The organism is Desulfitobacterium dichloroeliminans LMG P-21439, assembly GCF_000243135.2.
GTDB lineage: Bacteria > Bacillota > Desulfitobacteriia > Desulfitobacteriales > Desulfitobacteriaceae > Desulfitobacterium > Desulfitobacterium dichloroeliminans.
The window spans coordinates 3,321,003-3,342,766 of sequence record NC_019903.1; the positions used below are offsets into that span (position 1 = coordinate 3,321,003).

16 protein-coding genes are annotated in these 21,764 nt (G+C 45.6%); 4 read left to right on the forward strand and 12 right to left on the reverse strand.

The window, feature by feature from the left end; genetic code table 11:
- Positions 1 to 83: 83 nt before the first annotated feature.
- The 3 genes from DESDI_RS15765 to DESDI_RS15775 form a co-directional block, all read right to left on the reverse strand.
- Positions 84 to 1,382 carry a DUF445 domain-containing protein gene (locus tag DESDI_RS15765; protein WP_015263606.1) on the reverse strand — a complete coding sequence of 433 codons (1,299 nt, stop codon included), beginning with the start codon at positions 1,380 to 1,382 and terminating at the stop codon, positions 84 to 86.
- Between the two features lie 18 nt (positions 1,383 to 1,400).
- The gene (locus tag DESDI_RS15770; RefSeq protein WP_015263607.1) at positions 1,401 to 2,681 is read right to left on the reverse strand and encodes a DUF445 domain-containing protein; all 1,281 of its coding nucleotides are present in this window, start codon (positions 2,679 to 2,681) and stop codon (positions 1,401 to 1,403) included.
- Positions 2,682 to 2,816: 135 nt separating this feature from the next.
- Positions 2,817 to 3,497 carry a Crp/Fnr family transcriptional regulator gene (locus DESDI_RS15775; protein WP_015263608.1) on the reverse strand — a complete coding sequence of 227 codons (681 nt, stop codon included), beginning with the start codon at positions 3,495 to 3,497 and terminating at the stop codon, positions 2,817 to 2,819.
- A gap of 88 nt (positions 3,498 to 3,585) precedes the next feature.
- On the opposite strand from DESDI_RS15775, the gene DESDI_RS17385 reads away from it, so the two are divergent.
- Together DESDI_RS17385 and DESDI_RS15785 are read left to right on the forward strand one after the other, a co-directional pair.
- Positions 3,586 to 4,674 (forward strand): efflux RND transporter periplasmic adaptor subunit, encoded by a 1,089-nt coding sequence (locus DESDI_RS17385; RefSeq protein ID WP_015263609.1) that lies wholly within the window; start codon positions 3,586 to 3,588, stop codon positions 4,672 to 4,674.
- An 11-nt stretch (positions 4,675 to 4,685) separates the two neighbouring features.
- The gene (locus DESDI_RS15785; RefSeq protein ID WP_015263610.1) at positions 4,686 to 7,751 is read left to right on the forward strand and encodes an efflux RND transporter permease subunit; all 3,066 of its coding nucleotides are present in this window, start codon (positions 4,686 to 4,688) and stop codon (positions 7,749 to 7,751) included.
- On the opposite strand, the gene DESDI_RS15790 is transcribed toward DESDI_RS15785, so the two are convergent.
- On the reverse strand, positions 7,735 to 8,598 hold the full coding sequence (locus tag DESDI_RS15790; RefSeq protein WP_242825413.1) for an MBL fold metallo-hydrolase: 864 nt from the start codon (positions 8,596 to 8,598) through the stop codon (positions 7,735 to 7,737). The two genes, DESDI_RS15785 and DESDI_RS15790, sit on opposite strands and share 17 nt — an antisense overlap.
- 296 nt (positions 8,599 to 8,894) lie before the next feature.
- Here DESDI_RS15790 and DESDI_RS18140 point away from each other — a divergent pair, with 296 nt between their 5' ends.
- On the forward strand, positions 8,895 to 9,071 hold the full coding sequence (locus DESDI_RS18140) for a hypothetical protein (RefSeq protein WP_015263612.1): 177 nt from the start codon (positions 8,895 to 8,897) through the stop codon (positions 9,069 to 9,071).
- 38 nt (positions 9,072 to 9,109) lie between these two features.
- On the opposite strand, the gene DESDI_RS15795 is transcribed toward DESDI_RS18140, so the two are convergent.
- The 3 genes from DESDI_RS15795 to DESDI_RS15805 all read right to left on the reverse strand — a co-directional run bounded on the left by DESDI_RS15795 (position 9,110) and on the right by DESDI_RS15805 (position 14,520).
- The gene (locus tag DESDI_RS15795) at positions 9,110 to 11,170 is read right to left on the reverse strand and encodes a heterodisulfide reductase-related iron-sulfur binding cluster (protein WP_015263613.1); all 2,061 of its coding nucleotides are present in this window, start codon (positions 11,168 to 11,170) and stop codon (positions 9,110 to 9,112) included.
- A 51-nt stretch (positions 11,171 to 11,221) separates the two neighbouring features.
- Positions 11,222 to 12,562 (reverse strand): acetyl-CoA hydrolase/transferase family protein, encoded by a 1,341-nt coding sequence (locus DESDI_RS15800; protein ID WP_015263614.1) that lies wholly within the window; start codon positions 12,560 to 12,562, stop codon positions 11,222 to 11,224.
- A gap of 182 nt (positions 12,563 to 12,744) precedes the next feature.
- Complete coding sequence (locus tag DESDI_RS15805; protein ID WP_015263615.1) at positions 12,745 to 14,520, reverse strand: acyl-CoA dehydrogenase family protein; 1,776 nt, start codon at positions 14,518 to 14,520, stop codon at positions 12,745 to 12,747.
- A gap of 554 nt (positions 14,521 to 15,074) precedes the next feature.
- On the opposite strand from DESDI_RS15805, the gene DESDI_RS17975 reads away from it, so the two are divergent.
- A complete protein-coding gene (locus DESDI_RS17975; RefSeq protein WP_156801147.1) occupies positions 15,075 to 15,224 on the forward strand; it encodes a hypothetical protein in 150 nt (49 codons plus the stop codon).
- Between the two features lie 24 nt (positions 15,225 to 15,248).
- Here the strand turns inward: DESDI_RS17975 and DESDI_RS15810 are convergent, their stop codons facing one another.
- The 5 genes from DESDI_RS15810 to DESDI_RS15830 form a co-directional block, all read right to left on the reverse strand.
- Positions 15,249 to 16,403 carry a thiolase family protein gene (locus DESDI_RS15810; RefSeq protein WP_015263616.1) on the reverse strand — a complete coding sequence of 385 codons (1,155 nt, stop codon included), beginning with the start codon at positions 16,401 to 16,403 and terminating at the stop codon, positions 15,249 to 15,251.
- Between the two features lie 13 nt (positions 16,404 to 16,416).
- Entirely contained in the window at positions 16,417 to 18,804 is a 2,388-nt protein-coding gene (locus tag DESDI_RS15815; protein WP_015263617.1) for a 3-hydroxyacyl-CoA dehydrogenase/enoyl-CoA hydratase family protein, read from the reverse strand.
- 302 nt (positions 18,805 to 19,106) lie between these two features.
- Positions 19,107 to 19,727, reverse strand: coding sequence for a fatty acid metabolism transcriptional regulator FadR (gene fadR, locus DESDI_RS15820; protein ID WP_015263618.1), 621 nt, complete (start codon positions 19,725 to 19,727; stop codon positions 19,107 to 19,109).
- A gap of 69 nt (positions 19,728 to 19,796) precedes the next feature.
- The gene (locus DESDI_RS15825; RefSeq protein ID WP_015263619.1) at positions 19,797 to 20,783 is read right to left on the reverse strand and encodes an electron transfer flavoprotein subunit alpha/FixB family protein; all 987 of its coding nucleotides are present in this window, start codon (positions 20,781 to 20,783) and stop codon (positions 19,797 to 19,799) included.
- Between the two features lie 50 nt (positions 20,784 to 20,833).
- Positions 20,834 to 21,616, reverse strand: a complete 783-nt coding sequence (locus DESDI_RS15830; RefSeq protein WP_041220043.1) for an electron transfer flavoprotein subunit beta/FixA family protein — start codon at positions 21,614 to 21,616, stop codon at positions 20,834 to 20,836.
- Positions 21,617 to 21,764 lie beyond the last annotated feature (148 nt).

Genomic DNA, 21,764 nt, shown 5'->3' on the forward strand with positions numbered 1-21,764 from the left:
GGTCGGTCCAATATAATTTATATCATTCCTAACCAGACAGGTCAAATAAACTTTTTATTAATAGTTGTTCGGGGGCAAGCGCATTAGGTCAGTGATAAAAACTTTAACAAAGGACTATAGCCATAATTCAAAATCACAAAAAGAGCCGCACCGACAATTCCTCCGACTAATGAGCCATTAATGCGAATCCACTGGAGATCGTTTCCCGCCTTATCTTCGATAAAACGATTGAGTTCCTCTTCGTTAAGACTTTGAAGCGTTTCACGAACGATTTGACCGATAACAACATGCTCACTTTGTAGGGCATGAATCAGCAAATCTTGAACGAGCTGATCTAAGCTAAGTTGCAGTGATAAATCCTCTTCAAACTCTGACAACCATTTTTCAAGAATCGGTTGCAGGAAGGGGGTGAGTTCTTGACCGGTCGGGAGCTTTCCTTCCCGTAAGGACTTAAAGACCTGCTCCAAGAGGATCCTCAGGGGGGCTTCCAGCTTCGCCTCAGTAATAAAGGTGTTCTTCCAGTTTTCGAGGGCATTTAAGACATCGACGTCCCCCTCTAGTGTCCTAAGCTTGCTTTTCAAAATTTCCTTGAGCTGACCACGAACAGCATGGTGGGGAATTTGTAATTCTCTTAAATGGAGAATTAATTCTATCTGCAAAGCTTCCGCTGCTTCCTCTAGGTTGATACCATCCGTCACCTGGAAAAGTCCCAGAATAGTTTTCTGTAGTTTCCCACCGTTGCCCACTTGCTGCTCTTGGATTTGCCCAAGGACTTGGACGAGAATTTCCCGGGCTTGGGGCTGTGTGGCCAAATCGAGGACTTTTTTGAGGCCTTGATCCAGTAGCTGATCGAATTCTTGTTTCTCCAGTAAAAGTCGCCCTTGGGCGAGCATGGGTTTGGCCAGACCCGCTGTCAGCATCTTATCCTTAAGCAGAGCTTCAATTTTCTTACTTAGCTGCGGGATATCAGCCTTTTTGCACCAGTGTACCAGACCTTGGCTCAATCGTTCAGCAAGCCATGGTGCTCCGCCTGACTTCTGTATGGTATTTGTAAACCAAGTGCTTAGATGGAAGCTTTGGATTTTTTGACGCATGAGGTTTTCACTAAGCAATTCATTTTGGACCATGTATACGATGGCTTCTGTCATCTTTTCCCGATTACGTGGGATAAGCGCCGTGTGATAGGACCAACCCAAGGGTTTGCGAAAGAGAGCAGTCACAGCAAACCAGTCGGCAAGTCCGCCTACCAGAGCAGCTTCACTGACAAAGAGGAAGAAGCGCAACCCTTGGGCAGTTGGCCATTGGTATCTTAGTCCTATTGCCAAAAGGAATATCAGAAAAACACTGCCTAGAACTAGATTAGCTTTGCGTTGGTAATTCATAGTTGTCCTCCGTGTCTTTTAAAGCAAGCTACTTGCCAGGTAAATAAGCATTCCGGCTAGACCTCCGACTACTGAACCGTTAATTCTGATCATCTGGAGGTCTTCTCCGGCTTTTGATTCGATTAGCTCTACGAGCATTTCATTGGAGTATTTCTCCAAACCTTCGTGGACCAGCTGCCCTATCTTTTGGTGCTTCGAATTAATGAGGGGGATGATTTTCGCTTGCACATAAGCATTAAAATCTCCCTGCTTTTCCGGACTTTCCTTGAGGGAGGCTATCCCACTCTCTAGGCCTTCGAGAAGTTGTTCTCCCCGTTTTGAGGTGGTTGCCATGACATCGAGCTTTTCCAGATAACCCTTGGCGAGCTCTTGCAATAACTTCATCACGGTAGTCGTAGCCCAGTAGGTTGTCTTTTGGCTGGGGGGGTCGGGTTCCTCCCCTGCTGTTAAACGGTAGGCTTGGTTCTGCGCCTGTTGCTTGAGCCATTGGCCAATCTCTGCTTGGGTTGTTTCTTCCCTAAGATAATCTGAGATTTGATTCTGGAGCTTTAAAGCCAGGTCCGAGGGCTCGGGCAGAAACATGACGAGGAAGCGTCGGGAGGGGTTCTCACTGATATAGCGTTCAATAGCATGTTCTAACCAATGAGTTAACCATAGATGTACCTCTGTTTCTTGAATCCACAGGCCAAGCGTTGTGGCTCCCGCTGTAATCAGCTTTTTGCCCTCTTCGTTCTCCCATAGTTGAAGCAGTGCATGTCCAACAAGGGGATCGAGTTTCTCACTTAAGCTTTCTTGTCGAAAAAGCGCTTCATTCTCTTTTTTCAAATCTTCTAAGCTTAGGCTCAGTGGGACCTGGAGTTGCAGTAAAAACTGATCCAGGATGGGTCCTACACGTTCCCGTCCCAAGGCATCCCAGGTTTTTATGGCCGGAGTTGCAAAATCATAGGTCTCGAGCTTTTTCTGAAGGGCTTCTTGCGAGAGAAGTTCCTTTTCCACCATATCGGTTAAGGCTTGAAAAATTCGCTCCCGATTCCTGGGAATGATCTCTGTGCGGAACACTTTTCCCGGTCGTACTCCTAAGGGGCGTCGAAAGAGGGCTTTCACAGCAAACCAATCCGCTAATCCTCCCACTAAAGCTGCCGTGCAGCCACTGGTGAGAAGTCCCCCCCCAAAGGAGCCTTGAAAAGGGTACACGATAGCTAAGCCCAAGGCGGAAAGCCCTAGGGCGATATTGGCTTTGCGATAGGTTTTACCACGAACTTTCTTTGTCTGGGCAACAGTGGTTGGCACTTCATTCATACTTTGTTTTCACCTTATTACATACTTAGTTTTCATCTTATATATCAGGGTAAGACTCTGCTTTATCTTAGTTAGCAATCACTAGTATATCACAATGTGAAAAACTGGTGAAAAATGACACCTTCCCCCCTTGATTCACTCGAACATGGAAAGGTCTGTTATCGTGATGGTTTTGGCATCGAATTCGAGCAAACCGTCTTCTCGCATTTTGTTTAATTCCCTACTCAGCGAGGATCTTTGGATACCAAGCTTCTCTGCTAGATTCTTTTTGGACATTGTCAGATTTATTCGAGTGTTTTTTTGAATCAGATATTCGTATTTTAGAAAATCCATTATGCGCCTTCTTATTGTTTTAAGGGCAATCATATCGATTTTATCGACTAATATAGAAGTCGTATCTGAAATCGTTTTAATTAAATAGGTTAGAAAGCGGATATCATTTTGGCAAATATCAATGATACGTTCCTTACGCAAATGCAAGATTGTTGCTTTTGTTGAAGCAAATATGGTCATGGGATAGTAATTTCTGCTAGAAAATAATAGATTTGCTCCGATGATATCCCCTTTTAAGAACGTGTTGATTATTAGTATATTCCCGTTTTCTTCTATTTTTTGAACAGATACCTGCCCATCTAGAACAATGTCAACGGATTGGCATAGTTCATTATGAAGATGAATAATTTGCCCCTTATCGTATTCACTTACCGCATAATTTGAGGACACAATGAGCTCGTTCAAATCATCAAGAGAAAAAAAAGAAAAAAAATTGATTCCGGAAATCGCAGTGCTGTATTGATGGATAATTATTTCATTCACCCCTATTAGTTACCTTGGTAACTTTTTTAACCTGCGTCTTTAGTTATACTTAGAAAGAAATTTTAATGGCGGAGGGTTAAACATAGCTATGAGAAAAAAGCGTCTTAGATTAATTACAGTTCTTTTGGTGTTGCTAATAGTACTAAGTGGGTGTGCTAAGGAAGAGCTACCACTTCAGGAAAGCTTCAAGAATGTTGAAGTACAAGTCATACAGGAAGAAGACAGCCCGGTTACTATCCATTATTCCGGAGTTGTTAAGCCTGATGATTCTAAAGGTTTAAGCTTTAATAAATCCGGTAAAGTCGTCGAGATTTATGTGGATGAAAATGATTATGTAGAGAGGGGTTCAGTGATTGCTTTATTAGATCAAGAAGTACCTAACTATGAAGTCAAGGCTTCTCAAGCCAATCTAAATGCAGCAAAGCTAGATTATGACAAAGCAAAAGAATCCTATCTTTATGCAGAAGATCAGCTTGATAAAATGAAAAAACTCTATGAGGCAGGTGCTGTGTCCCAAGCTGATTATAATAAAGCAAACTTATCCGCGCAAACTGCCAAAATCTCCATAGATCAGGCAGAAGTAAAACATAAACAACTCAATGAAGATTATAACTTAAAACTAAGCAACCTGGGCGATACCAAACTAGTTGCTGACATGAGCGGTTACATTCTAGCGGTAAATTACAAAAATGGTGATATGGTTCAAGCGGGTATGCCCATTGTTACTCTGTCTAATGGCAAAACAAAAATCCTTGTAGGGATAAGTGATAAGGATTTGAAAACGGTTAAAAAGGATATGAATGTGACTATCCGATATCAAGAGAATGACCTTCCGGGTAAGGTATCGATGATCTCTCTCACTCCAGATTCTACGACCCGAACTTATCCGGTTGAACTATCCTTTGATGCAAAAGATGTTCCACTTGGTGCCATTGTAGAGACAAGCTTCACTATTGGTCAACAAACAGCTACCTGGATACCTTTGAATGCAATTTTGGCTTCAACCATTGATTATGTTTATGTAGCGTTAGATGACAAAGCTGTCAAGAAGTCTGTAGAGATGCTAGATGTTCAAGGAAGCAACGCACGTGTTAAGGGTTTGGAGGTAGGAGATCAGCTTATTGTCAAAGGAATGAAATCTATTAAGGAAGGCACCGTCTTACAAATAGTCAATTAAAGGAGACACCCATGAAGAAGAACATTTCATATTACGCTATTAAAAATAGTAGATTTACAATTTTTTTAATTATATTAAGCGTCATTGCCGCGGGATATTCTTATTACTTTCTTCCTAGACAGGAATCTCCGGATATTAGTGCCCCCAAAGCAATCGTTACGACAGTGTATCCCGGGGCATCACCAGAGGATGTAGAGGAACTCATAACAAAGAAAATTGAAGATGTCGTGGTGGAAGTTGAAGGGTATGACTTTCTCAGTTCCACCTCAAAAAACGGCATCTCTATGGTTGCTGTTTTTCTTGAAAATGGAGTTGATGCGGATGCTGCCTGGGATGACATGGAAGAAAAGTTAGCCAATCTGCAAGCCGAACTTCCTGAACAGAGCCTGCCCATGAATGTAAATACAGATTTTGCCGAAACAGCTGGAATGCTTATTAGCATATCCAGTGATAACAAATCATATAAGGAACTTTCCGACTATGCCGACCAGTTAAAAGATGAACTGAGTAAGATTGATGGAGTGCAAAAGTTTGAAATCGACGGTGCCCTTAGTGAAAACATCGAAATTAAAGTGGATATAGAAAAGTTAAATCAGTATAAAATTTCTCTAGAAGATATTTCAAATATGATAAAAGCAGAAAATATCCAGATGCCTTCAGGAAAGGTCGATAACAACGAGCTGGCGATTGTTGTTCAGACAAATGCTGCCTATACAACCCTTGATGAAATAAAAAATACTGTCCTGATTACTTCGCCTCAAAACCTCTCTCAAGTAAAAATTGCAGATATTGCCGAGGTAAGTTATCAAGTGGACGATTCCTTACCAAGATTCAAACTGAACGGGCAAAAAACCGTTCTCTTATCAGGGTATTTTGAGGGTTCTGTAAACGCTGTTTTAACTGGGAAAAACGTAGAACAAAAAGTTAATGAATTCAGTAAAGCTCTACCCAGTGAAATTGCTTTTAACCAAGTAACCTTTCAGCCCCATGATATTGAGAGATCTATCAATGATTTTATCATTAATCTGATAGAAGCTGTAATTTTAGTAATTGCTGTTGTATTTATAGGGATGGGATCTAGAAAAGCAATTATCGTTTCAACAACGATTCCTCTTTCCCTTGCTTTAACCTTCTCGGCAATGTATGTCCTTGGCATAAAATTAGAGCAGATGTCGATATCCGCTTTGATCATCTCCTTAGGAATGCTGGTGGATAATGCAATCGTAGCCAGTGACTCCATACAATACTATATTGATCAAGGCAAGGGACAGCTCGAAGCGGTGATCGAAGGTGTACGTGCGGTCTCCTATGCTATGCTGACATCCACCTTAACGATAGTTTTTGCCTTTACACCTTTACTCCTAATGGACTCTGCTGTGGGTCAATATGTTTTTGGAATTCCATCTGTAGTGATCATCGCCTTACTCAGTTCCTATGTCTGTGCCTTGGTCACAACACCTTTTATGGCCTATTTCTTCTTTAAAAAGACTGATAGCAAAAAAATTGCCAATACATCAAAGACCCGACATTTTTTCTCCATGCTTTTAGAAAAAGCCCTACAAAGAAAAATCGCAACCGTTTTGATCATCTTTTTAGCCTTTGGATTTTCACTGTTATTAGTTAGACAGTTAGAAGTAAGTTTGTTTCCGAAGGCCGATAAAAATATTCTCAACCTCTATGTAACCTCTGAGAATGCTTCAGACATCAATGAACTTGATCGGCTATCAAGCAGTGTACGTGAACTTTTAATGGAACAGCCTGAAGTTGTAAGTATTGTGGAAGCCATCGGTGATGGATTGCCAAAGTTTTATATGACTGTAAGTCCAGCCTCCAAATCGGATGACAGTGGGCAAACACTCGTAACCTTTGATCTAGAAAAAGGTAAGCGATTTACAACCAAGGGAGAATTTTTAGACTTTATCCAGGCTGAGTTAAATAACAATGTAGTCGGTGGAACTGTAACAGCTCATTTGCTTGATGCGGGAAGCAGCAGTGCCCATCCTATTTCTGTTCGTGTATCGGCAAGGGATATGGAACGCCTTGAGCAAGTTATCGGCCTGATTGAGGCTGAGATGGAGGAAATCGAGGGTACGATAAATATCGGAGATACCTTTGTCGCCCAAGAATATCAGTTTTATGTCAATGTAAATGAAAACCTCGCCGGGAGTTATGGCCTCACCAAATATGATGTGCAAAAAGAAATTACCAATGCGTTAAAAGGAAATGCTACCTCGATTCTTAGGCGAAACAGCAATGAATATCCTATAAGAGTCATGAGCAATATTGAAACTAAGGAACAACTAGAATCACTCATGATAAAATCTACTAAGACCGGCGCAAAGGTACCCCTAAAAACAATTGCCGCGATTGAGACCCGTGCTGAATATCCGACCCTAACTCGATATAATCGGGAACGTAGTGTAGAGGTTTACTCTGATTTGCTTACAGGGTATGAAGCCAAAGATATCGAAACGCAATTAATGACAAGAATCACTGCACTTAACCTGGAAGATATCACGGTAGATTTTGATAGCGGACAAATGGCATTGATCAAAGATAGTTTCTCCCAGTTAGGTGTGTTAGGGATATTTTCGCTATTTCTCATTCTGACCGTGCTGGTGCTGCAGTTTAACTCCTTTAAACAAGCTGCGATTATCCTGAGCACTATCCCCGTATCCTTCACAGGCGGTATCCTAGGATTATTTTTAACTGGTCAAAATTTATCCTTTACAGCTTTTTTGGGTATTGTTAGTTTGATGGGGATTGTTGTCGGGAATGGTATCATCCTAATGGATTATATTAATGTGGAACTAGAAGCGGGAAGAGAACTTCAGGAGGCCTGTAAGGCCGCAGCCGCTAGGAGATTCTCACCGATTATGAATAGTTCTGTTACTACTGTTATCGGCTTAATTCCTTTGGCTATTTCTGGCGGGGAAACCTTTCGGCCGATGGCGATTGCCATAATATCCGGGCTTTCACTTTCAACGTTACTTTCCTTGGTTGTGGTGCCAATGTTGGCATCCATCGGCAATAAGAAGAGTAACTCTGTTGACCCTTCTGCTAATTTGACTGTCTAGGAAGATTAAGTTTTAAGGATTCCCAACCATACACATAATGCATATGGATAAAAGCCGTCATGGGGTCGAATTTGCCTTTGCTTAAGCTCAGAGCTTTGGTAAAAATGGATTCACCGGGAACATAACTTTCGACCTGCCTGAGTATTTGATTGCGAATCTCTTGGCAACGGGATTCCGGAGATTTCCGAGCCAGGCCATGGGCCGGCAAGTAGGCTCTTGCCCCGAGAGCTTCTATCCGTTCCAAAGCATGAAGATAACTAGGTAAGCCACTGACTAATTCACCATTCTCCAGCCATGCTCCCGGATAAGGGACCACATCAGGTAGAAGAGAATCTCCTGTAAAGAGCAATCCCAAGTCTTCTTCGTAGTAGGAAAGGTGCCCTGCGGTATGGCCCGGTGTAGATATAGTTTTAAGGGTGTAATTACCGGCCTGGATAACAGCACCAACGTCGATCTTTTCGACTCCCTCCGGCAGGGTTGAAAAAAAGGTTAGTCTTTTATTGTATTCTAAGATTATCGCCAACTGCTCTGGAGGTACTCCCCAGACCTTATCTGCATAAGCTTCATAGATTTTAAAGCTCTTGCCACTACTAAAGTTAACCCATTCTTCATAATCCCGCGTACCGCTGAGAATACGTGCCCCATCTCTTCTTAGGCTTTCCGCTCCCCCCGCATGGTCCACATGCCAATGGGTCAGGAGTACTTGTTCGAGACGTGGGATGCCTAATTCCTTGAGCGCTTCTTGAATCGCTTGGTATACTTCAGGATCATTCGTTCCTGTATCAATCATGGTCGGAACCTTACCGCGGAAAATATAGAGATTTACCTTGTTGATGCTTAACTTCACTGAAACCTCGAGGCAAAAGATTTCAGGTGCAATCTCTCTTAATACCATTTTCTGTCCCCTCTAATCTCACTACTTAATATCTCTTAATAATTAAGACAGACCAGCTTCCCAGCTATCTCTAACTCTTACTTACAATATCACTAGCTGTCTACTAACTATCTTACTTACAATTCCTCAAACTCTCTATATCATAATCTTTCTTCAGCTATCTGTCTATTTGTGCCCGTTGTCAACCTGTAGTAAGATTAGCCTATAAACCTATATTTATTCAAATTATCTAAGGAGGCCCTTCGTCAATGACTATAGAAGCTATACACGAATCAGATCAGCTTAAAGAAAATCAGCTTAAGGATCAACAAAGAGTGGACAACTCTTATCAGGTGGTCTGCTCTGAATGCCACAGGACCGTCATCTATTCAGGCGAGGGTGGCGAAGTTTACCTAATAGTATGTGATCAGTGTGAAGGACTTTAAGAGGAGACGGTCATGAATTCATGACCGTCTCTTTTTTTCTAGATCCTTTGGGCTAGAATTTCCGCTATATCGAAGGCTTTGGTCTTGGCAGCGGCTTCTTCCTTGGCATTGAGGCCGTCATTAATCATGGTTAGACAGAAGGGGCAGGCCGTACCGACGATCTCAGCTCCCGTAGCCAGAGCTTCCTCCGTGCGCAGCTCATTAATGCGCTCTCCCCCATGCTCTTCCAACCACATACGACCGCCACCGGCACCGCAACAAAAGCTTTTCTCCTTAGTCCTTTTCATTTCGATAACCTTCATGCCAGCTCTCTTGAGGATTTCCCGCGGTTCGCTGTAGATCTTATTATAGCGTCCTAAGTAGCAAGAATCATGATAGGTCATCCGGAGCTGGAGTTCTTCTCCCCTACTTTCCCCATCATTAAGATTCTCCCCGTCACTAAGCCTAAGTCTACCGCTATCCATAAGCTCTTTGAGATAGGTTGTATGATGGACAACCTCAAACTTTCCACCTAATTGTGGGTAATCCTTGCTGAGAGTTTGAAAGCAGTGAGGACATTGGGTAATGATCCTTTTTACCCCATATCCATTCATGACTTCAATATTCTCAGCAGCCAAGGTTTGATAGAGAAATTCATTACCTAGCTTGCGGGCTGAGTCGCCGCAGCATTTTTCCTCATTGCCAAGAATGGCAAAATTTACATTGGCGGCCCGAAGCAATTTGACCAAAGCAGCCGAAATCTTTTGGTTGCGGGCATCAAAGGCCCCGGAGCAACCTGGCCAGTAGAGAATTTCCGCATCAGGATTCTCTGTAAGTGTCGGGACCTCCAATCCCTTCAGGAATTCTTCCCGTTTGTTCCAACCGATACCCCAAGGGTTGCCATTGTTCTCCATGTTGCGGAAGGCAAGTTGGGCTTCACTGGGGAAACGGGATTCCATGAGCACAAGATTTCTTCTCATCTCCACGGTTTTATCCACATGCTCCACAAAAACAGGACATTGCTGTTCGCAAGATCGGCAGGTGGTACAGTCCCAAAGATCTTGCTCCTGGATTACTTCTCCTATCAATGCGCGTCCAGGTGCTATTTCCAGTGCTGCGGTCCCATCAACAGTAGTCGCAGCTTCACCTGAAGCCATTGCCACTTCATACTCCTCTTCGGCTCTCACCTTAATATCTTGGATGATTTGCTTGGGATTGAGATGTTTCCCACTGACATAAGCAGGGCAATTCTCTTGGCAGCGTCCGCAGCGAATACAGACATCCGAGTTGAAGATGGCTTTCCAAGAGAGTTGCTTGAATTCACTTAAGCCGAAGGTCTCTTGGGATTCGTCTTCAAAATCGATAAGCTCCGGAACACCGACTGGCCCACCCTTACGAAGGAATTGATTAACAGGTCCCAAAACAATGTGGAAAAGCTTAGAATAGGGCAGATAGGCGATGAAGGAAAAGGCTATAAGCATGTGAAACCACCAGGTGTACTTGTGCATAGCCAGCAGCTGATCTTGGCTAAACATGACTTGGAGGGGTTCAATCATCCAGTAGCCTGCGAATCCATAAATGGCCCAAGGGTCGTGCTCGCTGGCCATTCGGAATCCTTGAACAAAGAAGCCAGTCACTAAGATGATGAAAATTAGGCTGAGTGCTATGAGATCATCTTGTGTGTTATCCAGTTTATCAGGGCGTTTGATATAACGTCGGTAATAAAGATAGACAACCCCGATTATTGCTAGCAGACCAAAGAGGTTCGTCGTTATCTTAATAAAGACATACAAAGCCCCTTGGAAAATATTAATCCCAAAGTCTGCTTGCAAGGTAATAATGGCTGTGGCAAAGAAGAGAAAAATGAACCCTACAAGGACCGCTAGGTGCATCACTCCCGGAGCAATGTCTTTCAGAATCCGTTTGTGGCCAAAGCCATAAACAAAAACATTCTTTATCCCTTGCCAGCCATCTTTCCAGCGGTTCTCCGGCTGCCCCATCTTCCAAAGACGGTATCGTCGAATAATCCCATAAGCAAAGATTACTAGCATGATTACTGCAAAAAAATACATAATGAGATGGCCTTCAATATTCCAATAAATCTCCCGAGTAGGGGACATTCTTCCCTACCTCCTTTGCCAGCTTAACTTCATCCTATCTTGTCATACCAATTATTTATTGGACCTTCTCCAAATCCGTAGCTTTTCGGCTTCTTTGATAAGCTCTTCTCGGAAATCGGGGTGAGCCAAATTGATGAGTCGCTCGGCTCGTTGCCAGGTGGTGGCCCCTTTTAAGTTAACTTTACCGTATTCGGTAGCCACGTATTGCACCATGGGGCGGGTATCTGTGACCACTGCACCTTCCGTCAAGAGAGGACGGATTCGCGAGTGCTGTTTTCCTTCTGCACAAGTAAAAGTGGATTCCATACAAATAAAGCTGCGCCCACCTTTGGAGTTATAGGCCGCATCGACAAAGTCCAATTGTCCCCCAGCGCCGCTGATCATGCGCGGTCCGATGGTTTCTGAGCACACTTGCCCGGAGAGGTCGATTTCTAAAGCATTATTAATCGAGACTAAATTATCGTTACGGCTGGCAATATAGCGGTCGTTGGTATAGTCCACAGGATAACCTGCCACTTGTGGATTGTTATCGATAAAATCGTAGAGCTTTTGAGTCCCGCCGGCGAAGGTATAGACCATTCGTCCCCGGTCAATTTGTTTTTTACGGCAGGAAATGCGACCGGCATTCCACATATCTACATAGCTGTCCACTAACATCTCGGTGTGCACCCCGAGGTCTTTTAAGTCGGACTCAGCAATCATTTGACCCAGCGCATTGGGCATAGCCCCTATTCCTAATTGGATGCAATCCCCGTCGCGGAGATCTTCGAGAACATATTGGGCTATTTGACGATCGACACTGGTAATTGGAGTTGTGGGGATTTGTGGCATTCCAGTGTGGCCACCTTCGACGATGTAGTCGACTTCGGAAACATGAAGGTAGTTGCCATATCCACCATGGGCAATGGGCATATCTTCGTTTACTTCGACAATCACTGTCTTGGCTCTATCAGCGGAGGCTCGATAGTGGGAAATCGTGGGTCCCAGGTTAAAGTTCCCATGCTGATCCATGGGACTTACTTGAACCATAAGAACGTCAACGTGGCTGAGGTTTTCCAGGATATAGCGCGGTACTTCCGAATACCTTAAGGGAACATAGAAGGCCCGACCCATTTCATAATATTTGCGGTCAATGGCGCTAAAGTGCACACAGTCCCAGGTAAAATGCTCACCGCGAGGATCTGCCTTGACTATGGCATGAGGTCGCATGCTCACTCCGGCTAAGAGCTGGATATCTTTGAGTTCGGGAGTCCGCTTGGCTAATGCCATATCGAGTACGGGCAAGGTATTAGCAGCATAGGAGTAAATGATCCAATCTCCACTCTTGACTACTCCGACTGCTTGATCCGGAGTGCATAATTTCTTACCGTATTCTTTGACCCATGTGGACATAATAAGTCCTCCCCCTATTTTTTATCCTCCCCACTATGAATCCTTATTCCACCCGAACTCTTTATTTATCTAAAATCTTATTATTAGTTAGTTAAGATTTAAGTTGAATTCGATATCTATCTAATTCATTTGATACTTTAACTAAAAAACTCTTTTAGTACTTAACACTCTTACTTATATCCTTAACGTATCGGGTACTTACCCTTTTCGACCACAAGCTTAGCGATCTCTTGACGAAGCCCAATCATATCCACATTAGGACGACGAACAAGCTTGCGTATCCCCGCCAAAACGGTGCTTAAAGAATCTCCTTGTTCAGCGGCGCCAATGACTTCTTTAGCATGTTGTTCGATAATGTTCATGGCACTATAGGCCCCTAGGGTCGCCGCCTTTTCGACAAAGAGCTTGTGGTCATCGGTCACATCCATCCCTTGGACCTTCAGAGCTCGGAGGACCCCGCTTTCCATAGCATAAACTTGGAGAACCATCTCTGCTAAACCTAGAAGAACATATTGATTGTCTTTGAGTTCCATCCCTAGATTCTGAGCGGCAATTCCAGAGGCCATTAAGCAAAGCTTCTTGGCCTTTTGGGTCATATCCAGAAGGGCGTCTAATCCCTCTCCCTCTGATCCTAAACTGGCGGACATCAGGTCTTTGCTGACATTTTTAGCTGCGGCCAGGAGAGGAAGTTCACCACTTATAGCCCGTTTGAGCAAGGTTCCCGGAACCAGTAAGCGGTTGATTTCGTTGGTTCCTTCAAAAAGACGGTTGATGCGTGAATCTCGATACATGCGCTCAATGGGATATTCCGCGATAAAGCCATATCCTCCATGGACTTGCACCCCTTCATCCACAGCCAGGTCCAAAACTTCTGAAGCAATGACTTTATTTAAGGAGCACTCAACAGCATGCTCTTCAAGGGCTTTACCGGCTTCTTTACGGCAATCTCCGGTCACATCCAGATCTTTACATGCTTCTTCCATCAGGCCGGCAGTACGATAGACCACACTCTCGGCGAGGTAGGTTCGGGTGGCAATTTCAGCGAATTTCGTTTGAATGGCCCCGAAGGAGCTTAAGGGAACACCAAACTGCTTACGCTCCTCGGCGTATTTAAGGGTAATTTCTAAAGCCAACTGAGCACTGCCGATGGCCGCGGCAGCCAGTTTGAAGCGTCCAACGTTCAGGATATTAAAAGCAACCACGTGCCCGCGACCTAATTCCCCCACGACATTCTCTACCGGCACTGGAACATCTTCAAGGATGACTTGACGGGTGGAGGAACCTTTAATGCCCATCTTTTTTTCTTCCGGACCGAAGGAAACCCCGTGCATGGTCCGCTCCACAATAAAGTTGGTGAGCTTGCCATCAACTTTCGCATAGACAAGGAAAATATCTGCGAAGCCCGCGTTGGTAATAAATTGCTTGGTTCCGTTGAGGATATAATGAGTACCTTCAGCATTAAGAACTGCTGTGGCCTTGGCACCGAGAGCGTCCGAACCGGAACCGGGCTCAGTAAGACAGTACGCTGCGATGGTCTCTCCGGAGGCGAGGCCGGGAAGATATTTAGCCTTTTGCTCCGGGCTGCCAAAGTAAACGATAGGAAGGGTACCAATTCCGGTATGAGCTGCGAAGGCTACGGCGAAGGAAGCTCCGCGAGGAACTTCTTCACCGACCACCACAGCAGAGCATTTATCCATGCTCATGCCGCCGAATTCCTCAGGCACCTCTAAGCCGAGAAGTCCTAGCTCACCCGCTTGGGCCATAAAACTGCGCATGAGTCCGTCTTCTTGCTCCTCAAGAGCTTCGATCTTGGGAGCAATTTCATTTTCTACGAAGCTGCGGGTCATTTTCTTGAGCTGGAGATGATCCTCGTTTAATTCCTCGGGAGTAACTACTTGGTCGGGAGTTATTTCGGCGAGTAGGAAGCCGCCGCCTTTGAGGGCTAGTTCTAATTCCATCGTTATTTCTCCTCTCTCAATCTGGATTTGGGGTCTTTGGGGTCTGGGTCATTGCTTATTACTGGAGTCAGGTAGCTTTTCGCACACCGTTCACTTACTAGCTCCAGGGCTATCGCATTCGCTTCTATGGGAGCTACGCCAAACCCCGCTGCTTTCTGCATGTGAACCAGTGGCTCCGCTATCCCAAAGAAGCCTTATGCGATGTACCGCCCTTCCGCTTAAAGAAAGCTTGGCTTGTGGTGAGGGAAGCGAAGCAGAAGCCTTAGCTGCCTTATACACAGTGAAAATCGTTCCACTATTGTGCGAAAAGCTACGCTTATTCTGCACTTAGTGACGAAGACAGGTCCCGTGTCCCGGGGAGAAACATGCAATTCTCTGAGGCCTGTGCTTTGATTCTTTGAAGCCTGTGCCTTGCTTATGGTTGGGACAGAAACCTATCCCCTGTGCCCTACGCGTAGCTTAATAGAAAGCCCAAGGATTTTGCTTGACAGCAGAGAACGGCTTCTAAGCGAGCAGTTACCCGTTCTTCGCGAAAAGCTTACAGCGGAGTCGGGTTGGAAACAGGACGTTTCCAACTGCCCACTGAGCAGGAGCGATTTGGGCAGCGTCCCGACGGAGCGGTAAGCTTGAGCGTTAGAACGGGTACGCGCAGCTTACAGAGTGAACGCGGCAAGCAAAATCCTGGAGAGTCCCCTAAAAAATGACCGAGTGGATAAAGCTACCTAATATCACAGTAGCTCGAGGACCCCAGCGGCGCCCATTCCGCCACCGATACACATAGTAACCATGCCGTATTTGAGTCCGCGACGCTTCATTTCATGGAGCAGGGCGGCAGTGAGTTTGGCGCCGGTGCAGCCGAGGGGGTGCCCGAAGGCGATGGCACCGCCGTTGGGGTTGACTTTGGTGGGGTCGATGCCAAGAGTCTTGATGATGGCGAGGGATTGGGAGGCGAAGGCTTCGTTAAGCTCGAAGAGATCGATTTGGTCAAGAGTTAAGCCCACTTGCTTGAGAACTTTGGGGATCGCTTTGATCGGCCCGATGCCCATGAGTTCCGGCTCGACACCGGCGACGGCGAAGCCTCGCCAGAGCGCAAGGGGCTTGAGTTCGAGTTCTTGCACTTTGCTTTCAGACATAAGGAGGGTTATGGCGGCCCCGTCACTGGTTTGAGAGGAGTTCCCTGCCGTGACACTGCCACCGTTTTTAAAAACGGGTTTGAGCTTGCTGAGGGATTCCACTGTGCCCTCGGGGCGGATTCCTTCATCTTTACTAAACCATACTTCTCCTTTTTTACCGCTGGAAATAAGGACAGGCACGATTTCCTCAGCAAAACGTCCACTGGTTTGGGCTGCGTGGGCTTTTTGATGACTAGCTACTGCAAACTCATCTTGTTGCTCCCGGGTGATCTCATATTTTTTAGCTACGTTTTCAGCGGTAAGTCCCATTGAAAGGTAGACTTCAGGGTGATACTGCATCATGTAGGGATTGGGGGCTGGTTTGCCACCACCCAAGGGCACTGCAGACATACTTTCTGCTCCTCCGGCCAACATTGCCTCGGCTTCACCCAAACGGATTCTGTCTGCTGCTAAAGAGATGGCCTGGAGTCCTGATGAGCAAAAGCGGTTGATAGTGAGTCCTGAGACTTCGATGGGGAGGCCTGCGCGCAGGGCCATGACTCGAGCCATGTTCATCCCTTGTTCTCCTTCGGGGAAGGAACAGCCGATGACACAATCATCAATATCAGCAGGATTTAAGCTGGGAGCACTTTTTAAAACATCTTGGATGACAAACGCCCCAAGATCGTCGGGTCGCATATGGGCTAAGGAACCCTTGCCGGATTTGCCGATGGCTGTACGTTTTGCTTCAATAATTAAGGCTTCTTTCATTATTCTTCACCTCCTAATTCCTTAATGGCTTGTTCTTGGTGAGCATATATCGAATGCGATCCAGTGTCTTGGGTTCTCCGGCTAGGCTCAAAAATGTTTCTCTTTCTAGATCGAGGAGGTATTGCTCATCCACTAAGGTTCCGGCAAGGGCATCGCCACCGGTCATGGCATAAGCGAGTTTTTTCCCTAAGTGAGCATCATATTCGGAGATGAAACGCCCTTCCTTCATACCGTACAGCGCCATCTCCAGGAAAGCGCGGACTCCGGGCCCTGCTGCCTTGACCTTCTGGGGGATGTTGGGACGAAAGTTTCTTGCTAAATCGATGACACGAGCTTTGGCATCAAGGAGGACATGATCTGCATTCATGCTATAGCGATCGCTATCTCTTAGGAAGCCCAGCTTCCTTGCCATTTCTGCACTGGTGGACACTTGAGCCATAGCTACCACTTCAAAACGTTTGGCAAAGAAATAGTCGGGGGCAACAACGACACCGGGGAGAACTCCTTCCATAGCGCGCAGGGCCATTTCTTTAGTCCCCCCACCTCCGGGGATCAGCCCTACACCCAGCTCGACGAGGCCCATATAGGTTTCAGCAGCTGGTTGGATGGCATGGGAGTGAAGGCAAACCTCAGCGCCACCGCCGAGGGCCATGCCATAGGGGGCTGCGACCACAGGCTTCTTGGCGTACTTAAGGGCCATTGTTCCTCTTTGGAATTCCGCAACCATACTATTCAAATCATCCCAGTTGCCTTCTTCTGCTTCCATCATAATCAGCATGAGATTTGCGCCCACGGCGAAATTCTTGCCTTGGCTACCGATTACCATACCCAAATAGTTTTCTTCCACTTCCTTTAGAGACTTGTGGATCATGTTCATGATATCTCCGCCGATGGAGTTATTGGGGGAATGGAATTCCAGACAAGCCACTCCGTCACCCATATCAACTAAGCTGGCACCGGAGTTGCCGAAGACTTTTTTGCCTTGCTTATGAGCCTGTTTGAGGGAGAAGGAATAGGGGCTAGCCACTTTTTCTTTATACTCTCCATCAGCATAGTAGAGGGTATCTACGCTCTCGGTCTTCTGATAAAAACTATCTTTACCTTCATCCAGGAGTTTTTCTATGCTTTCAGGTAAGGTGCCCCCTTCAGCACGGATACGCTCAGCCGTTGCTTTTACCCCTAAGGCATCCCAAGTCTCAAAGGGACCCATTTCCCAGTTGAAGCCCAGCTTCATGCCGTCATCGACGGCTGTTATATCCTCGGCAATTTGGGGGGCTAAACGAGCCGCATAGAGGAGAACTTCCTTTAAGGCTTGCCATGCAAAAACTGCTCCAGGATCCTTGCCGTTGACTATGGTCCTCAGCTTTTCTTTAAGGCTGCCTGCATTCTTGGCTTTATCCAAGCAAGCAAATTGAACCTTCTTCTTAGGAACATACTCCATGGTATGGGGGTCTAAAACTAGGATCTCTTTGCCTTCAGTTGTTTTTACCTTCTTATAGAAGCCTTGCTTACTCTTGTCGCCGAGCCAGCCATTCTTAAGCATGGTCTGAATGAATTCCGGCATGATGAAAAATTCTTTTTCATCGGGAACATTATCGCCGACGTTGTTGGCTACATGGACAAAGGTGTCCAAACCCACCATATCCACTGTGCGGAAGGAGGCGGACTTCGGTCGCCCCATGACCGGGCCGGTTAAGGCATCGACTTCATCGATGGTTAAGCCGGAGCGCAACATTTCTTTCATGGTTGCGGATAACCCGAAGACGCCGATGCGGTTGGCAATGAAGTTGGGGGTATCCTTGGCGTAGACGACCCCTTTGCCCAGTACTCGCTCGGCAAATTCAGCCATTTCCTTAATGACTGCAGGATCGGTGGTGGGTCCCGGAATCAATTCAAAGAGCTTCATATAGCGCGGGGGGTTAAAGAAGTGCGTTCCAAAAAAGTTCTTCGCAAATTCCTCAGGAAGTCCCTCCGCCATTGCTTTTAGGGAAATGCCGGAGGTGTTAGAGGTTACAATAGTTCCGGGACGGACAGCTTGTGCGACCTTCTTAAAAAGGTCAATTTTAATGTCTAAGCGTTCCACAACTACTTCTATTACCCAGTCCACTTCCTTCAAGCGGGGTAAATCATCGTCAAAGTTCCCGACCTCAATGCGATCAGCAAATTCCGGAACAAACAGGGGAGCCGGACTCATTTTAAGCAGCTTGGTTTTATTGGCCGCGGAAATACGGTTTCTCACCTTGGGGGACTCTAACGTCAGTCCTGCCACCTCTTCTTCGGGCAGTAAGCTGGAGGGCACGATGTCTAGTAACAGACTGGGAATCCCGGCATTGGCGAGATGGGCTGCGATGGTGCTTCCCATTACTCCTGAGCCTAAAACCGCCACCTTGTATATGGGCATATTCATCCTCCTTCTCTCACTAGGTACTTCTTTTCTCTGTAGTTCTTAAATTTAGTCTTGCTTGCCTCGAAATACAAACCCTTTCTGTTTATTACCTATATTATGAATATTCAGTCATTTGTGGGCGGAGAAAACCCTGTGTCTTGGGTTTTCGATGGACATTCAGCAAATCTATCCTCCTTCTTATCTAGGCACTTTTATATCTACGTACTTTTATATCTACATACTTTTTTGTGTGCTCTTTCTACATGCTCTTTTTATCCTTACTTTACTTCTGTCTTACTTCTTTGCACCTCTTACGATCATATTTCGTTTTTCTTCTTTATATTTTCTTCCTTAGGCAAGCCCAATGCCGCTGAGAACAGCTCCAGCATGCAATCTGTGTCCTTGCTTAAGGATCGTTCTGAGCGGGCAAAGATCCAATCAGTAGTCGCTCGATCGATGGTGCCGAAAATCATCTGGCGTGCTACGTGAACATTGAATGAAGGAATGATCTCATTTTGTTTTATTCCTTCTTCGATCACTTCTTCAATCAAGCGAAAATAGTTTCTCAGCGGGAACGCAATGGCTGTATATAAGCTCGTGTCGGGTTGTCTTAATTCGATTTGTGATACAGTCGCTAGTGCACGATTATTCTCCATGTAGGTCAAATGCGTATGGACAATGGCTCTAAGGCGGCTGCGTGTATCCTGGCAGGAATCCATTTCGCTCCGAATGAGCTCAATAAACCTCCCCATCCTTTCCTTAAACAGGCGTATCAGGATGTCTTCTTTATTCTTAAAGTAGAGGTAGATCGTCCCGTCAGCTACTCCCGCCATCCGAGCTATCTTGGCAACCTGGCATGAATGATAGCCCACCTCAGCAAATGCTTCTATTGCTGCATCCAAAATTTTTTCATATTTATCTTCTTGGGAAATAGCCATAATACGTCATCCTTTGCAAGTTTTTAATCCATTAGACCTCCTTTTCTCAAGGTTGTCAATGTACTTCCCTTAGGCTAGTTGCTTTTTGAACTCTTCCGTAAGCAAGGGGACGATCTCATAAAGGTCGCCGACAATGCCATAATCAGCGACGGTAAAGATATTAGCTTCTGGATCCTTATTAATCGCTACGATAACCTTGGAGGAGCCCATCCCGGCTAAGTGCTGAATAGCGCCTGAAATACCGCAAGCAATATAAAGAGTTGGGGCTACAGTCTTTCCGGTTTGACCCACTTGATATTTATACTCACGATATCCGGAGTCCACAGCTGCTCGGGAAGCTCCTATAGCGGCTCCTATGGTATCAGCAAGTTCTTCAAGCAGCTGGAAATTCTCCGCATTCTTCATGGCACGTCCGCCAGAAACAATAATGTTGGCATCAGTCAATTCCGGGCGGCTAGAAGCTTGCCGGACCACTTCCTTGACGATGGCTTGAAGATCATTAGCATCGATGGTTGCGGTCTCCTCAACCACTTCTGCTTGACGATCCGGACTTGATGCAGAAATGCTGAAGCTATTAGGACGAATGGTGGCTAGAATAGGGCGGGCCTCTGTTGCTACTTCTGCATAAGCTTTACCGGCATAGATAGGACGTCTAAAAATTAGCTTGTATGTAGAATCTACTGTGACTGCAACACAATCTGAGGCACTTCCAACTCCTAAACGTTGGGCAAGACGTGGGGCTAAATCCCTCCCCATTCCTGTATTGCCTATGAAGACCACCTCGGGATCTTCTTGGCGGATGATTCGGTTGAGTACAGAGGTGTAAGCACCGGTGGTATAATCCTTGAGGGCTACATCTTCTACCACAATCACTCGATCAGCTCCATGTGAAGCTGCGACAGATGCCAAATCCTTAACTCCTTGGCCCAGCAAGGCCCCCGTGAGGGTGAGTCCTGACGCGTCGGCCAAACGTCTTCCTTCGCTTAAAAGCTCCAAGGAAACCTTGCGAAGCTCCCCGTTATACTGCTCAAGTACAACTAAAATTCCCTTAGGCATCCTTCCCAATCCTCTCTTTCCTTAGTTAGGTTTCCTTAGTTTCTCCATAATCAAATCACTTTTGCTTCCTTCATTAAGACATTGACCAGCTCCGCGGCGGCCTGGGCAGGATCCTCTTGGATTAGGCGGCCCGCTTGACGGGCTGGAGGCAAACTAATCTGAAGTACCCTCATCTTAGCCCCTTGAGCTAACGATTCAGTAGCGGACAGTCCAAGATCGGCGAGGGTTAGGGTTTTAAGTTCTTTTTTCTTAGCTTTCATGATCCCTGCTACCGATGGATAGCGTGGTTCATTTAAACCTTTTTGAGCGGTAATCACTGCGGGAAGGGATACTTGGATGACCTCACTGCCTCCATCTATGTCGCGGGTAACCGTAGCATTTTTGTCTTCAATCTTCAGCTCTGTGACGGATGATACGGATGGAATACCCAGTATCTCAGCAAGTCGAGTGGGCACTTGGCTTGATCCATCATCGATAGCAATCCGCCCCGACAGGATAATATCGAAGGGAATGGCTTGAACTGCTTTGGCGAGCACCCCGGCAGTAACCCATTCATCGCTGCCTTCTAAAGCAGCATCTTGAATAGCAACCGCTTTATCCGCCCCCATAGCTAGAGCTGTGCGCAAGACTTCATTGACTTTTGCTCCACCCATGCTCAATACTGTGACTTCGCCACCGAACTTTTCTTTAAGACGAATTCCCTCTTCCACTGCAAATTCATCATAGGGATTCATGATGAGATTTACTCCTGTAGAGTCGATTTGGCCTTGCGAATTGATCATGATCTTCGCTTCAGTGTCGAATGTTTGTTTTAGACAAACCAATATGTTCAACTCGATTCCCCTTTCTTTATTTGCTACTGAATGAATACTCATTCAGTTTCCCCTATCATATCAGATGGGAGGTTAAAACGGAATACTCTTTTTTAAATATTTTGTAAATTGTAAATTATCAGTTTCCTTTGTTAAAACCTATTCCCCC